This is a genomic window from Pontibacter ummariensis (genome assembly GCF_900188175.1).
Lineage (GTDB): Bacteria > Bacteroidota > Bacteroidia > Cytophagales > Hymenobacteraceae > Pontibacter > Pontibacter ummariensis.
This window is the reverse complement of sequence record NZ_FZOQ01000018.1, coordinates 23122-38068: the sequence shown is the minus strand read 5'-3', so window position 1 is coordinate 38068 and position 14947 is coordinate 23122. Positions and strand designations below refer to the sequence as shown.

Here is a 14947-nt window from a genome sequence, read left to right as displayed (position 1 = left end):
AGAGCGGCTGTAGCCTCTTCCTTTGAAGACTTGCTACAGCCGCTCTTGGTTATAAAAAGAATATCCTGCCAGTTGTTAAACGAACACTTAGCTTATTTTGCTTATCTCAAACCGCTCAGGGTGGTACTGCTCATAAAGCGCGTAGAGCATGCCGTCTTTTAAGCCTACTGTTGGCACGATCATGCTTTCCAGCTTGGCCCACTTCATGGCCGAGAGGTAAATCTCGGAGGCCGGCACGATCACATCGGCACGGTCAGGGTTCAGGAGCAATTCCGTTACGCGTTCCTCCATGGTCATGGCGGCTAGTTTTTGGGCTACCTCCTCGATCTGTTTTCTGAAGATGGGCTTACCAGTCGTTTTGCCGGCTATCTCGTAGATCTTGTTTATGTTACCGCCTGTACCAATGGCACGCGATAAGTGGTACTTCCGGGCATTCTTCTCAATCCACTGGCGCATGCTGTTCCACAGCTCCTCCGAGTCGCGCCCGTGCTTATGGCGGATGGAGCCCTGCTCAAACGACTGGGAGTCCATTTTCTGCCGGTTCACGTAGATGTTAAACTCTGTGCTGCCGCCGCCCACGTCGATGTGCAGGTAGTTGCGATTATCCAAGTAGTTGAAGATAACCTTGTTGATGAGGTCCGCTTCCAGTACGCCGTCAATCACCTGAATTTCCATGCCCAACTCGTCCTTCACGCGCTTTATGATTTCAGGGGCGTTGAGGGAAGAGCGCATAGCCGAGGTGGCGCAGATCATGTAGTGCTCTACATCGTGCACGTCCAGCAGGAGTTGGAAAGCTTTCAGTAGCTTGAGGAATTTATCTACCTTCACCTCGCTGATGTAGCCGGTGTTGAAAACGTCTTCGCCGAAGCGGATGGCGTAGCGGACATACTCTACTTTCTTGAAAAGGACTTTGTCGTGGTGGTTCAGCACGCTGGAGATCTGGCACCTGACAGCATTCGAACCGATATCTATCGCTGCTAACTTCAAATTTCGTTCAGAGTTGTTGTGATAACTGTAAATATAAGCAGAAAATACCATTCAGCTAAGCCCGGTTTTCCGTTTTAGGGGAAAGAAAAAAGGGAGTGTAGCCATACAGCTAACTCCCTTCCTTAAGTGCTATTTGCAACGCGCTACCTACCCGCTTCAGAACCGTTGTCTTTGATCCAGCCTGTTTCGCCAGACTCGCTTTGCACGAGGTCAAAGTCCTGGTAGCGCCCCAGTACAGCGATGCTGCTACCTGCTGTTAAGCTCATTTTGGCAGCTGCCAAAGGGTGTGCCTCATCCAGCAGTTCCGTTGCCACGGGTAGCTTTTCGTAGGTTACAGGTTTCGTTGCGGGCTCTACTACGCTGCTGGCAATGTACGCTTCCATGCCATCAGGCAGGGCTACACGGTACCAGTCAGCGGTGCCGCCTACTACCAGCAAAGGCGTGTGCTGTGGCAAAGTCTGGTACACGTTTGATTTTGTGGAGGGTTGGAAGCGCACGTTCCCTGCTTTAGAAGCAACGCGTATCCAGTTGCCTGCCAGGGAGGTATCTATTTTTACTCCTGGCACAGGCTTGTCTGTAAGATGTACGTAAGGGTAGGGGTTCGTCGCCCCAAGCCCGAAGCGGTAAACGCCGAAGTGCAGGTGAGGCGCAGTGGTAATGGCATTCCCCGTGTTGCCCACCAGGCCAAGCGTATCGCCAACCTGTACGCGCTGGCCCGGAGCGACCAGTTGGCTGTCGAGGTGGGCGTAATACAGGCTTTGCCGGTGTTTTACGTCCGCTAGCCAGACCACTTTCCCGCCACGGGGCGTTTCACTTACGCGGGACACGACCCCTGCAGCAGAAGCAACAACAGGGGTGCCGCGTTTGGCAAACACATCAATGCCCTCGTGGCGGCGCGCCCCGCCGTCCCGTTCGTCGCCCCATACGCTGGCAATGTTACGGCTTGTCTTTCCCTGTACCGGGAAAGCGAGGGTCGGTTCTGCCTGTATCGTGACGGTATACTGCCCGCCTCGCAATAGTTCTGGCTGCACCCGCACCAGGTGCTGTTGGTCCTCTTCTACTTCGTAACTAAGCGAAGTGGCAGTGGTATCGGCAGAGGCAACATGCTTCGGCGGATCGGTGGGTGATGCCGATGCCTCGAATATATCCAGGAAGACCTGCGCCTGCTCGCGCGTTTTCATATCCAGGTTAACCGTGATGCGTTCGCCCCGCTTGGCGTTTACCCGATAGCCCAAGGCCTTGGGTTCATCAGCCGCAAAGTAACCTGTTTCCTTAAAGGGAAGCGCCACTGTAATCGAGTCCTGCAGGGCTTGCTGGCCTGCCTGGATCCAGTCCTGTCCCAGGGCTGTTTCCGTCAGTTTGGCGTCCTTTAGCCGGGACACGTAGCGTTCATAAGGCGTCTGGTTCTTGGTAAACACACCCCGCAAGGTTTGCTTGCCACCACAGTTGGCAAGCAGTAGCACCAGTCCAAACCATAGCCAGGCAAAGTTGCTGTTGTTTCTCTTGTTCATGTAACTCATTCAGGTGTTTCTCCTTGTGTTACAGCCTTTAAGGCAAAAATGATGCCTTTGCCCGAAGAATTTGGCCTTAACCTGCCATAAAACCCCAACATAGGTGCAGGAATTAACTGTCATCCCGGTAATACGTAAAATATAGCGGGTTAATACATGCGAAGAGATGGGAAAACAGAGATGGAAACGAACAAAACAAAAGCTGGCGAAAAGGCTCCTGCCGCTTTTTGCCCCCCTGGTGCTGACCCCCATGGCCAGCCCGGTGCGCACAGGCATGGCCTTGCCGGATGCCGACGTGAAGAAGACCAAAGGCCGCATCGCCCATTATAAAGTAATGAAGTTTAACCAGCTCTCCTACAACCTGTACAGTTACATGCAGCTGCAGGATACGGGCTTAAACTTCGAGGTGTTTGACAAGGCCCTGGCAGGTTACTATAACATGAGGAGAAAAGGCGAGGTCTCCGATAAGCCTGTCATCACCATTGTGGACTTCGCGAAGGCCTCTACCCAGAAAAGGCTGTGGGTCATAGACGTGGAGAAGAAGGAGCTGCTGTATAACACGTATGTTGCCCACGGACGGAATTCCGGGGAGAACTTTGCAGAACAGTTTTCCAACAAGCGCGACTCTTACATGAGTAGTATCGGGTTTTATGTAACAGAAGACACCTATTACGGAAAGCACGGCCTCTCGCTGAAACTGAACGGGCTGGACGAAGGCTTTAACACCAACGCGATGGACAGGTGTATTGTCATGCATGGGGCTGAATACGCGACAGAGGACTTCATTGAGAAGACAGGGCGATTGGGCCGCAGCCTGGGCTGCCCGGCTGTCCCCACAGAAGAGCATGAAGACATCATCAGGACGGTGATGGGCGGTACAGCCTTGTATGCCCATGCCCCAGCCGAAAACTATACCTCCCAGTACCTGGACTATACAACCGCAATGGCGGAGCTGGTGAAAGAATCCAGAAAGGAATTAAGCCCTGGGGCCAGCTAACTTTCCCGCCACTTGATGCTGCAGCCAACGCTGGGCTTCTGCTCCTGGGGTACGGCCTGCCCGGTGAGGAGCGCGTCCAGTGCCTGACGGAGGTCCTGCCCCGTAACAGGCTCGTTGTTATTCGGGCGGGAGCTATCAAACTGCCCGTGGTAAGCCAGCTTTAAGCCGCTGTCATACACAAAAAACTCTGGCGTACACTCTGCCTCGTAACTGCGCGCGATTTGCTGCGTCTGGTCGTAGAGGTACGGAAAGGGAAAGTCGTGCTCCAGTGCCAGCGCTTTCATTTGCCGGGGCCCGTCCTCCGGGTACAGGTTCGCATCATTGGCGTTTATCGCCACAAAGCTCACTCCCTTGGCCGTATAGCTTGTTGCCACCTCTACCAGTTCCTCCAGTATGTGCTGCACATAAGGGCAGTGGTTACAGATAAACATGATAACAGTGGCTTTAGTGGAGGCTATATCCTGCAACGCTACCAGGTTGTCGCTAACTGTATCAAAAAGGGCAAAGTTCTGCGCTTTTGTTCCCAGTTCAACCGATGAAGTGGAGTAGGCCATGGTGGTTCTGTTTTAGAGGTGGAACATCGGATCAGCAAGCAACTGCTTTACTTCCTACAGTATCTAAAATAAGACTTTTATAGCAGATAACAAATTACCCGTTAAAGCTTTACGAAGCTCGTAGCCTTCTATAGCCTTCGCCTAGCGACCATAAATTCTGGTCAGGTCCCGTAGCTCCTTCATGTACTTGTCGCTGAACTGGCCTTTTTTCAGGCGCCACTCCCAGTTGCCGTTGGCAGTGGAGGGCTTGTTCATGATAGCCTCTTTCCCCAGCCCAAGCACGTCCTGCACCGGCAGTACCGCCAGCTGGGCCACAGAGCCTAAGGCAAGCCTGTTCATGACCTCATGCACGTTCTCTTTCGTGAGTTTGTGAAAGGTATACTCGCTGAGCCTGTTCTTGTCATCCTTTTTGGCTTCCTCAAACCAGGCGCGCACAGTGCTGTTATCGTGCGTGCCCGTATACACCACGCTGTTCTGCACGTGGTTATGCGGAATAAAGGAACTCTCAAAGGCCTTGTCATCGCCAAAGGCAAAGACCAAAACCAACATACCCGGCAAGTCGAACTGCTTGATCAGGTCGCGTACGGGCTGGTCTATCTCTCCCAGGTCCTCGGCAATGATCGGCATCTCGGGGTGCTTTTGCTGTACCCGCTGCAGGATATCGCTGCCAGGGGACTTGGCCCATTTGCCATTGATGGCGGTCTCCTCGCTGGCCGGTACTTCCCAGTAAGCCGAGAAGGCGCGAAAATGATCCAGGCGCAGCAGCCCAAATAGGCGCAGGTTATGGTCGAGGCGGAGCAGCCACCACTTGTAGCCGTCCTTTGCCAGTTCCTCCCAGTTAAACACGGGAGTTCCCCACAGTTGCCCCGTTTCGCTGAAAAAGTCTGGCGGCACACCCGATACGGCCGTTGCCCTGCCTTCCTCATCCAATTTAAAGAAGCGCGGGTTGGCCCAAACATCCGCGCTGTCATGGCTTACATAAAAGGGCATATCGCCGAAGAAGCAGATCTCCTTTTTGTGGCAATGTTGCTTTAAGTGCTCCCACTGGCGGTAAAACAGAAACTGCAGGAACTCCTCAAAGGCTATTTCTTCAGACAGCTCCTGGGCCAGTTCCTTCAGGCTTTGCGGGTCCCGCTGTTTTATCTCGTCCGGCCACTCTACCCAGCTACGGTCCTCAAAGCGCTTTTTAAAAGCGGCAAAGTAAGTAAAGTCCAGTAGCCAGGCCCTGTGCTCTTTCTGAAAGGCTTCGTTCTCCTCTTGCAGAGACTTGTCGGATCCTTTCTTAAAGTTCTCGAAAGCTTTGCGCCAGAGCCCCAGTTTAAAGCGGGTGACTTTGTCGTAATCCACCCGTTGTTCCTCGAAGGCCTCTGTCGTTTCCAGGTCCTCTTCCTGCAGCAGCCCGTCTTGTACGAGCAGTTCCGGGCTGATAAGCAGGGGATTGCCGGCAAAGGCCGAGTGACTGCTGTAGGGTGAGTTGCCGTAGCCTCCCTCCGTGGGGTTCAGGGGAAGTATTTGCCAGTACCGCTGGCCTGCCTCTTTTAGCTGATCGGCAAAATGGTAAGCCTCCGGCCCCAGGTCTCCTATTCCGAAACGGGAGGGGAGGGAGGTAATGTGAAGTAAAAGTCCTGCGCTGCGCTGCGGTATAATCATGTTATTTAGTTGCTGTTAAAAATGCTACTGGAAAAGACTTGAAAATGTTGGCAAGCGGCAAGGAACCCTGTGCGTTAAGCTGCTCCTGGCCGAATACCTGCTGCCACTGGGCAGGTGCTTCTGCTGGGAGCACAAGCGCCGTGTCTGCCCATACCTGGTCCCCGAGCGGGAGCACTTGCTCTTTGATCAGGCTCACCAGCAGGAGAGGTGTCACCACTATACTCCACTGCCCCTGGTAACGACGGGCAAAAGCCAGGGCATGGTCTTTATGCTTGCCCTGCAGTTGCAGTGGGATATAATCGCCCTGGTTAAACAGAGCCTGTAGCTCCCGGCGCCTGTTGAGGGCTTTGTACAGCAGGTATAGCTTTACCTTGCCATTCTCCGGGCTTTGCAACAACTGCTTGTGTAGCCTGGCCACGCCTTGCTCCTCTTGTTTCTTTATTTCCTGCAGGTAAGCCTGTCGCTGTCCGTAGTCCACAGGGCGGCGGTTGTCGGGGTCAACCAGGCTCAGGTCCCACAGCTCTGTGCCCTGGTACACGTCCGGCACGCCCGGGCAGGTTACTTTCAGGAGTGTTTGCGAAAGAGAGTACAGCCAGCCATAATGCGCTATTTTCTGGTGGAAAGGCTGAAAGGACTTCTTAAAGTCCCCGTCCTGCTGCAAAAGCTGTTGCACCAAGTCCTGCATGGCCTGCTCATAGGGCTCGTTGGGCTCAGACCAGTCCGATTTTACCTTGGCTTCGCGCAGGGCCTTTTGCAGGTACTCCTGCACGCGTTGGATCAGGGTGTCGTCTACCTCACCGTCCAAAGGCAGCACGCCCAGCAGGGTCTGGAAAAGGAAGTACAGGTCGTTGTTAGAGGGCCGGGTGGTGTACTTTTTGCTCGTCTCAATCCACTTTTGTACCTGCGCTTCCCACTCCTCCGGTAGCTCGCTTAACACGTTCAGCCGTATCCGGGCTCCCTCGCCGCGTTTTGTGTCGTGGGTGGCGGTGGCGTTAATGGAGTGTGGATACACCCGTTGCCGGTACTGCATGCGCTCATGAAACTCAGCTTCTTCCAAGTGGAAGATGTCGGGGCTGTTTCCTACCTCGTTCAAGGAGATCAGCCGGTTATAGTTGTAAAAAGTAGTGTCTTCCACGCCTTTGGCTGCCAACGGACCTGTGAACTGCTGGCTACGCATCACAAAATACAGCTTGTCGTGCTTTTGCCTCTCGGTGTCATCCGGCTGCAAAGTGAAGAGGGTATGCAGGTGATCTAACTGTTCCTGCAGGTCAGGGGCCTGTTTCCGTGCCTCGGAAAAGGCATTGTCCACTACCTGCATCTCGTCTTTTGACAAGGGCAGGCGGTTGCCGTAGATACAGTACACGGGCCAGGCACACAACAGTATCGCCAGTGCTTTGCGCCAGGAGTCCTCCTGTTCCAACGGGATCAGGTGTCGTTCCTGTAAAAGGCGCAGCAGGTTCTCCAGTTCGCCCTGCATCTGGGTTTTCAGGATGTACATCTTCTTGTCGAACACCAGTTGCTCGTAATTGGTGGGGGCCTTGGGTACCAGGCGGCGGTACACCTCGGTTAGCTTACGGCGGCCTGAGGCAGAGGTGTAAAGGTTACTTACCCATGCCAGAAAATCATAGCCGCTGTTGCCCTGTATAGGCCAGCGCTCCGGTAGCTGCTCTTCGCCCTCCAATATCTTCTCCACCACCAAGTACTTCTCGGGGCCGGCCAGCTGGCGCAGTCGCTTCAGATAAGTAGTAGGGTCGAAAAGGCCGTCCACGTGGTCAACGCGCAGGCCCTGCACCAGGTCCTGGTCGCACAGTTGCCTAATGAAATGGTGGTACTGCTCAAACACCTCGGGGCGTTCCATGCTTAGGCAAATCAGGTCGTTCACCGTGAAGAAACGACGGTAGTTGATGTGTTTTTCCGTTTCCTGCCAGAAACACAGTACATAATGCTGCTGCCCCAGGAGCCTGCGCAGGTCGGCTTCGTTGTCATTGATGTGCTGTACCAGTTGGCTTAGCGCCTTTTGCCATTTTGGTTGTGCTTGTCCGGCGCTGTAGAGCTTCTTTTTATAGTTGCTCCAGGCCGCTGGTGTGATGCTTTCTTCCGCGAACAACTGCAGCTCCTTCTCAAACTTCTGCACTAAATCGCTTACCTCCGGGTCGCCGGACAGTTGTAAGACTTCCTGCAGTAGCTCCTTGTAGCTGGCTACACTAAGGGGGTAGCTGTTCTCATAGTAGTTAAGGGTAAAGCCCTTTTCCCCGAAGGCGAGTTGTAGCTGTTCTTGTTTGATCACCTCGTCCAGGGGAGCGCCAAGGAAAGGCACCATGACCTGCCCGGCAAAGTCCGGGTGGTGAAAGTCGATGTCGAAGAAAGTGTAAAAATAGGACTGCGGTCCTTTTTCCAGCACGTCCATCAGCCAAACATTGTCCGGGTGGTAGGCCATGTGGTTCGGCACAATATCCTGCAACCAGCCCATGCCTTTGTCCTTCAGCTCCTGCGCTATGCCTTTCAGTTCCTGTAGTGTTCCCACTTCGGGGTTAATGTCATAAGGGGCGGTTACATCATAGCCATGCTCGCTTCCCGGCTTGGAACAGAAAAAGGGTGCAGAGTAGATGGTGCTGATGCCCAGCGCGTGCAGGTAAGGGAGTTGCTCCCGCAGCTGCTTTAGCGTAAAGCTGGGCGATACCTGCATTCTATAGGTGGCGGATGGAATATATACCATGGTTCTTTATGCTTTCAGGTTCAGGGTATTGTAGAGCGCGTCAAACTGATGGCACCAGGCCCTTGCCTCCTGGTTACCCTCCGTGCTACGTTTTTTATAGTCATTGTACAAACTTTGTTGCATCCGGAAGGCGATATTCTGTGCCTGCCAGTAGTCCGTCTCCAGCTTGGAGCCCTCCAGCACGTGCACCAGGTCAATGATCAGTTGCATCTTATCCAGCCTTTCCGGCTGCGCCTGCACTTGTTCCATCAGGTGGTCTATCCGTTGTGATACGGCAAACTCCTGCGGCTCATAGTTGAGGCGTACTTTCATGCGGCGGGCTTCGCGCAGCAGGCGGCGTATTTCGTTGATATCGGGCCCTTCGGACTCAAACTCCCGTAACAGCCGGGTGTTGATGATGTACTCTACGGTGGTATGCAGGGGGCGGGGCAGTTTCATGCCCAGCGTTTTGATGGCGGCCATCAGCGGGTAGTTGTTGTCGTAGATCTGCTGGAACTCGTTTTCCACTCTTCCCATTGTCTGGTCGAGCACCTGGTCCAGTATTTTCTTCTGGTCGTCTTTGAACAAGTGCCAGAAAGAGTAGTTGTGGGACTGGAAATGCTTGTCCAGCAGCATGATCACCTCGCTTACGTTGCCTCTTTCAAAAGCCGAGCGTAACTCGTAGCGGAGTCTTTTATAGTCCTCTGGGCTCATGAACTCGCGCACGCCGCCGAACAGTTGATGGTCGCCCAGGTGTAGCACAGCAAAGGAGATGGTGTCCTCTTCCCAGGTTATCTGCGACTTGATGCGTGCGCGTCCCACAGCCAGCTTCTGGCGCCCTGCCTCTTGCAGGTCATAGGCCTCCGAAGTAGCCTGGTAACAGTACAGGTTCAGCTGCTCTGCGTGGTCAGCAAACAGGGAGGACACGGCATAGTGCGCCCCTACCCGCAGTAAGTCGATGACGGTAGGTTTTACAAGGGAAATAAAGGCTTTGGCTGCCGTCCCCTGGTCTTTCAGGTTGCTTTCGGCGAGCTCCAACTGCTGCAAAAAAACAGACTCATAGTCTTCTTGGCCCAGGTCCTGGGCTAACTGTATGGCGCGGGCCGCATAGTAAATGTCCTGCATGGTCTCAATGCCCGTCACCTCGTCAAAGAACCAGCCACAGCTCGTGTAGATCAGCAGCGTGTGGTACTGCATTTCCAGCAGCTTCAGAAAGCGGACGCTTTCCTCCCGGTTCAATTGCCTGCCGGTGTGCTTTTGGATGAAAGCCATCACGTTGGCTTCGGACCTGTCCATGATCACCTGGATGTAATCGTTCCGGGTGAGCCACGGGGCTGCGCCCAGCTTCTTCATCTCCTGCTCATAGAGCGGGGTCAGTTGGTCGCGCAGGAGGTTGAAGGCCTTCCGCAGGGGGCCGCGCCATTCCTGGTTCCAGTCAGGGTTGCCCCCGGTATTGCAGCCGCAGTTGCTCTGCCAGCGTTCTACCCCGTGGGCACAACTCCATGCACTGTTTTCAATGATCTCCGCTTCATGCGTTGGCGGGAATTTCTCCAGGTACTCCCCGTAGACGGTGATCTGCGCAAGGCCTTCCTCCTCAATGTGATGAATGGCGTAGGAGAGGGCCATTTCGCCAAAACGGTGGTGATGCCCGTAGGTCTCCCCGTCCGTGGCAATGTGCATCAGCTGTGGCTCCTTGCTTTTCTCGTCAAAGGTGCTCGTGAGGCGGTTGGCAAAGTCCTCACCACGCTCCAGCAGCTTTTCGAAGGCGATCCCCTGCGATACGGGCGCATCGTAAAAGAACAGCACGATGCTTCTGCCTGATGGAAGCTTGCACAGGTAAGGCCTTCGGGGATCGATCTTGGCACCTTCCGTGTTATGCCACTCCTTTGCCCCGATCTGCCGGTAGCGCTTTGCCTGGTACGGAGACAGGATAGTGAATTTAATACCGTGCTCGGCCAGTACTTCCAGGCTGGGCGTATCTGCCGCTGTTTCAGCGAGCCACATGCCCTCAGGGTCGCGTCCAAAGCGCTTTTTAAAGTCATAGATACCCCAGACCACCTGCGTGCGCTTGTCGCGCTCGTTGGCCAGTGGCATAATCACGTGGTTGTAAACCTGCGCGATGGCGGAGCCATGCCCCGAAAAGCGTTTCTGACTCTCCTTATCAGCCTCCAGAATTGCCGCGTAGGTCTCCGGCTCTTTCTTTTCCATCCACTCTAAGAGGGTAGGGCCGAAGTTAAAGCTGATGTGGGCGTAGTTGTTCATGATATCCACGATGTTGCCCTGCCCGTTCAGGATACGGGAGGCGGAGTTACGGGCATAGCACTCATCGGTGATGCGTTCGTTCCAATCATGGTAAGGGGAAGCGGACTCCTGTATTTCTACCTCATTTAGCCAGGGGTTTTCGCGTGGCGGTTGGTAAAAGTGTCCGTGGATGCAAATGTAGCGGTTCATATTATTGCTGGTGTTGTAGCACAAGAACAGAGGCTGCCGGAAGGTTTATTTCGGCTTGTCCTTGCAGGGCTTCTTGCTGTTCTATACCGGGGCCGCCCCATGCTCTGTCGGCAGAGTGCAGTATTGGCTGCCAATTAGCGTCCTTTTCTGTGGTCAAGAGCTGTACGCGCTGGGGCTGCTTGCTCAGGTTGAACAGGCAATAAAGGTAAGGTTCTTTTGATTTATGAATAAGGTGCAGCACAAGGCTTTCGTCTTCCATGTGTACCTGCATCTGCTGTTTGCTCGGCTTGGCCAGGGCAGGGGCTGTTTTACGCAGCTGAATCAATTCTTTGTAAAACTCCCGCAGCTTGTTCTGTTGTTCATTAGAGTGGTAGCTCCACTGCAGTTTAGATTGCTGGAAAGTCTCTTCGCTCTGAGGGTCCGGTGCCTCTCCCTTCCAGGCAAAGGCCGAGAATTCCTCCCGTCTTCCTTTCCGGACAGCCTCTACCAGGTCCGGGTCTGTATGGCTGACAAAGTACAGGAAGGGGTGCTCCTCGGCGTATTCCTCTCCCATAAACAGCATAGGCACATAGGGCGACAGGAGCACGAGACCTGCCACGGCCTTCAGCATCTCGAAAGACACGAGTTGGGGCAGACGCTCGCCCAGCATGCGGTTCCCTACCTGGTCGTGGTTCTGCGAGCCCACCACGAACTGCTGTGGCGGGTTAGCCGAGGCATCGGTCCCCAGGGTCTTTTTCCGGTGCTCCGAATAGAGCCCGTCGTACACAAAGGTCTTCTCCAGTGCTTTCTGTAATTGCTCAGGTTTGCCGTAATCCTCATAATAGCCTTCCACTTCACCTGTTACTAAGGTATGGATGGTGTGGTGATAATCGTCGAACCACTGGGCGTCCAGGCCATAGCCTCCCTGTTCAATGGGGTTGATGAGGCGCACATCGCTCAGGTCGCTTTCGGCAATGAGCAGGTAAGGGCGTCCTTGCTGGTCTGCCAGTTGGGTTACGTGCTCCCGCAGTTCCTGCAGAAAGTGCCGGGCCCCGGTGTCGTAAATGGCATGCACGGCATCCAGGCGCAGCGCGTCTAGGTGGTAGTCGCGTAGCCACATCAGGGCGTTCTGGAAAAAGTAGTTGCGGACGTGGTCTGAGTGGGCGTCGTCGAAATTAAGGGCATTTCCCCAGGGGGTATGGTACTTGTCGGTGAAGTAGGGGCCAAAGTCGTTGAGGTAATTCCCTTCGGGTCCCATGTGGTTGTACACGACGTCCAGCACCACCGAGATGCCCTGCTCATGGCAGGCGTTCACCAGCTTTTTCAGTCCCTCGGGCCCGCCATAGGAGTTTTGGGTGGCAAATGGGTAAACCCCGTCATAGCCCCAGTTGCGGTTGCCGGGGAACTGGGCCACGGGCATGAGCTCAATCGCCGTGATGCCCAAGTCTTTTAGCTCTGGTAGCTTGTGGATGATACCCTCGAAAGTGCCCTCCTCGGTAAAGGTGCCGACGTGCAGCTCATAAATAAGGAGTTGCTCCAGGGGCAGGCCTTTCCACTGCTGGTCCGTCCACTCAAACCCGCTGTGGTCTACTACGGCCGAAGCCTGGTGTACTCCCTCTGGTTGAAAATGCGAGGCAGGGTCAGGTCTTTCAATTTCTTTGTTTATCTTAAAGGTGTAAAGCGAGCCGGGGCCAGCATCTTCGGCCAAACCAGTCCAATACCCAAAGGCTTCGCGTTGCAGAGGTAACGTTTTCTTTTCGGGTTGATGTAGTACGACCTCTACCAGCTCCGCTTCTGGAGCCCAAACGGTAAAGGTGGTACCCTTGTCGGGGTGATAAATGCCTCCAATTTCTCTTAGTATTGACATAAGGTCTTTCTTTTTCCTTAGCACGTATTAACTGGCTAAATGGGCAATTGGTTGTTCCTTTTTAGTGAACACGGTTAGCAGCTGAGGGTAAAGTTTTTAGTGCATTGGCTGTTGCTACCGGCCCCCTGACGTATGTTCTTGTCTATTTTAAAATATATGGCGTAACCTATTTATCTAAGTATAGTACTACAGTAGTCAAAGCAGAAACATATACATGGAACAGCTCGAAGGAACAAAACGCGTTGTTATAGAGAATGTAAAACCAGAGATTAATTGTGGGCGATACCCTGCCAAGCGCGTGGTGGGAGAGGAGATGGTGGTGACGGCCGATGTCTTCGGCGACGGTCACGATGAGGTAAAGGCAGAACTGCTCTACCGCCACCAACGGAAGAAAAAGTGGGAGCGGGTGCCGATGCGGTTCTTAGGAAACGACCGCTGGGAGGCAACCTTTGCGCCCGACGGCATGGGGACCTACGAGTACACCGTGGAAGGTTGGGTGGACCACTTTTTTACCTGGCAGAAAGGCCTTAAAAAGAAGTTTGAGGCAAATCAGGACATCACCGTGGAGCTCCAGATTGGGGCACAGCACCTGGAGGAGGCCGCGGAAACAGCCAAGCCAGGCCAGCAGAAGCGCCTGTACAAGTGGGCGGAGCAACTCCGGGAAAGTAACTCGCACGCCGAAGCCGTAGCCCTGGCTACCGGTCACGACGTGAGCGACCTGATGAATGCCTGCTGTGAGCGCAAGAACGTGACCACCTACGATAAGATCTTGCAGCTGAACGTAGAGCGTCAGAAAGCGCTTTTCAGTGCCTGGTATGAGTTTTTCCCGCGGTCTACAGCCCAGGAAGCCGGACGCCACGGCACCTTTAAGGACTGTGAGCGCCTGCTGCCCCGCATTGCGGAGATGGGCTTCGATACGATTTACCTGCCACCGATCCACCCGATCGGCCATGCCTTCCGCAAGGGCAAGAACAACTCGGTTACCTCTGAGCCCGGAGAACCTGGCTCTCCCTGGGCCATCGGCTCAGAGCAGGGCGGTCATGACGCCATCCTGCCAGAGTTGGGCACCTTGGAGGAATTCCGTGGGTTTGTGCACCAGGCGCGGGAGCATGGCATAGAGGTGGCCCTGGACTTTGCCATTCAGTGCTCACCGGACCACCCGTATGTAAAGGAGCACCCGCAGTGGTTTAAGTGGCGCCCGGACGGCACCGTGCAGTATGCAGAGAACCCTCCTAAAAAGTACCAGGACGTACTGCCGGTGAACTTTGAAACAGAGGATTGGCCGAACCTGTGGCGCGAGCTGAGAAGGATATTGTTTCATTGGATAGACCAGGGCGTTTTTGTGTTCCGGGTGGATAACCCCCATACCAAGGCCTTTGCTTTCTGGGAATGGGTGATTGCCGAGGTACACCGCGAGTACCCGCAGGTGATCTTCCTGTCCGAAGCCTTTACCCGCCCCCGTGTGATGGAGCGTTTGGCTAAGATCGGCTTCACGCAGACCTATACCTATTACACCTGGCGCAACAGCGCGCAGGAACTACGGGAGTACATGCAGGAGCTCACGCAAACGGAGCTGCGGGAGTATTACCGCCCTAACTTCTGGCCTAACACGCCGGACATTAACCCGGTGGCCCTGCAGGAGGGGGGAGAGCCGGCGCACATTACCCGCGTGGTGATGGCGGCCACCTTGTCCTCTAACTATGGTATTTATGGCCCTGTCTACGAGTTCGGCATTGCCACGCCGGTACCCGGCAAAGAAGAGTACCTCGACTCGGAGAAGTATGAGATCAAGCACTGGGACTGGGGCAAGCTGACCAAGATCCGGGAAGTGATCACGCTCATCAACAAAATCCGGAAGGTAAACCCTGCCCTGCAGACCACCTGGAACATTGCATTTGGCGATACGGATAACCCGGCCTTCCTGTGCTACGCCAAGTGGAGCAGCGACTACAAGAACAAAATGCTGATGATCATCAACCTGGACCCCTACCACACGCAAGCCGGCTGGGTAAAAGTACCGCTGTGGAAACTGAAGATGCAGGATGGGCAACAGTACCTGGTGCATGACCTGCTTACGGAGCGCAAGTACACCTGGACATCGGAGTGGAACTACGTAGAGCTTCGTCCGCACGAGATGCCGGTACACGTGTTCCGGATTGAGGAAGCTACCCCGGGCATGGGACACGCAGACTTAGATGACAACTGGCTGCCAAACGAGCACCACAGCAACGAATAAGAAAACCCTTATGATCACCA

The 14947-nt window shown here is 54.4% G+C and carries 9 protein-coding genes; 2 read left to right on the top strand and 7 right to left on the bottom strand.

What is annotated here, in order from left to right; genetic code table 11:
- Positions 1-87: 87 nt before the first annotated feature.
- Both CHB92_RS17685 and CHB92_RS17680 read right to left on the bottom strand, forming a co-directional pair.
- Entirely contained in the window at positions 88-987 is a 900-nt protein-coding gene (locus CHB92_RS17685) for a Ppx/GppA phosphatase family protein (protein ID WP_089320620.1), read from the bottom strand.
- Between the two features lie 143 nt (positions 988-1130).
- On the bottom strand, positions 1131-2498 hold the full coding sequence (locus CHB92_RS17680; RefSeq protein WP_089320619.1) for a M23 family metallopeptidase: 1368 nt from the start codon (positions 2496-2498) through the stop codon (positions 1131-1133).
- A 166-nt stretch (positions 2499-2664) separates the two neighbouring features.
- Between CHB92_RS17680 and CHB92_RS17675 the strand changes: the two genes are divergently transcribed.
- Entirely contained in the window at positions 2665-3495 is an 831-nt protein-coding gene (locus CHB92_RS17675) for a murein L,D-transpeptidase catalytic domain family protein (RefSeq protein WP_089320567.1), read from the top strand.
- Here CHB92_RS17675 and CHB92_RS17670 read toward each other — a convergent pair.
- The 5 genes from CHB92_RS17670 to treZ form a co-directional block, all read right to left on the bottom strand.
- Positions 3492-4049 (bottom strand): thioredoxin family protein, encoded by a 558-nt coding sequence (locus CHB92_RS17670; protein WP_089320566.1) that lies wholly within the window; start codon positions 4047-4049, stop codon positions 3492-3494. The two genes, CHB92_RS17675 and CHB92_RS17670, sit on opposite strands and share 4 nt — an antisense overlap.
- A gap of 141 nt (positions 4050-4190) precedes the next feature.
- Positions 4191-5699, bottom strand: coding sequence for a 4-alpha-glucanotransferase (gene malQ, locus CHB92_RS17665; protein ID WP_089320565.1), 1509 nt, complete (start codon positions 5697-5699; stop codon positions 4191-4193).
- Between the two features lies 1 nt (position 5700).
- Positions 5701-8415, bottom strand: a complete 2715-nt coding sequence (gene treY / locus CHB92_RS17660) for a malto-oligosyltrehalose synthase (RefSeq protein WP_089320564.1) — start codon at positions 8413-8415, stop codon at positions 5701-5703.
- A gap of 6 nt (positions 8416-8421) precedes the next feature.
- Complete coding sequence (locus CHB92_RS17655; protein WP_089320563.1) at positions 8422-10845, bottom strand: DUF3536 domain-containing protein; 2424 nt, start codon at positions 10843-10845, stop codon at positions 8422-8424.
- Position 10846: 1 nt separating this feature from the next.
- Positions 10847-12691, bottom strand: coding sequence for a malto-oligosyltrehalose trehalohydrolase (treZ, locus tag CHB92_RS17650; protein ID WP_089320562.1), 1845 nt, complete (start codon positions 12689-12691; stop codon positions 10847-10849).
- Between the two features lie 214 nt (positions 12692-12905).
- Between treZ and CHB92_RS17645 the strand changes: the two genes are divergently transcribed.
- Positions 12906-14927, top strand: a complete 2022-nt coding sequence (locus CHB92_RS17645; protein WP_089320561.1) for an alpha-1,4-glucan--maltose-1-phosphate maltosyltransferase — start codon at positions 12906-12908, stop codon at positions 14925-14927.
- The last annotated feature ends 20 nt before the right edge of the window (positions 14928-14947 follow it).

Bases quoted from the DNA above. Each gene is read 5' to 3' on its own strand.
- CHB92_RS17680 (WP_089320619.1), bottom strand. From the start codon at position 2,498: ATGAACAAGAGAAACAACAGCAACTTTGCCTGGCTATGGTTTGGACTG.
- CHB92_RS17675 (WP_089320567.1), top strand. From the start codon at position 2,665: ATGGGAAAACAGAGATGGAAACGAACAAAACAAAAGCTGGCGAAAAGG.
- CHB92_RS17670 (WP_089320566.1), bottom strand. From the start codon at position 4,049: ATGGCCTACTCCACTTCATCGGTTGAACTGGGAACAAAAGCGCAGAAC.
- malQ (WP_089320565.1), bottom strand. From the start codon at position 5,699: ATGATTATACCGCAGCGCAGCGCAGGACTTTTACTTCACATTACCTCC.
- treY (WP_089320564.1), bottom strand. From the start codon at position 8,415: ATGGTATATATTCCATCCGCCACCTATAGAATGCAGGTATCGCCCAGC.
- CHB92_RS17655 (WP_089320563.1), bottom strand. From the start codon at position 10,845: ATGAACCGCTACATTTGCATCCACGGACACTTTTACCAACCGCCACGC.
- treZ (WP_089320562.1), bottom strand. From the start codon at position 12,691: ATGTCAATACTAAGAGAAATTGGAGGCATTTATCACCCCGACAAGGGT.
- CHB92_RS17645 (WP_089320561.1), top strand. From the start codon at position 12,906: ATGGAACAGCTCGAAGGAACAAAACGCGTTGTTATAGAGAATGTAAAA.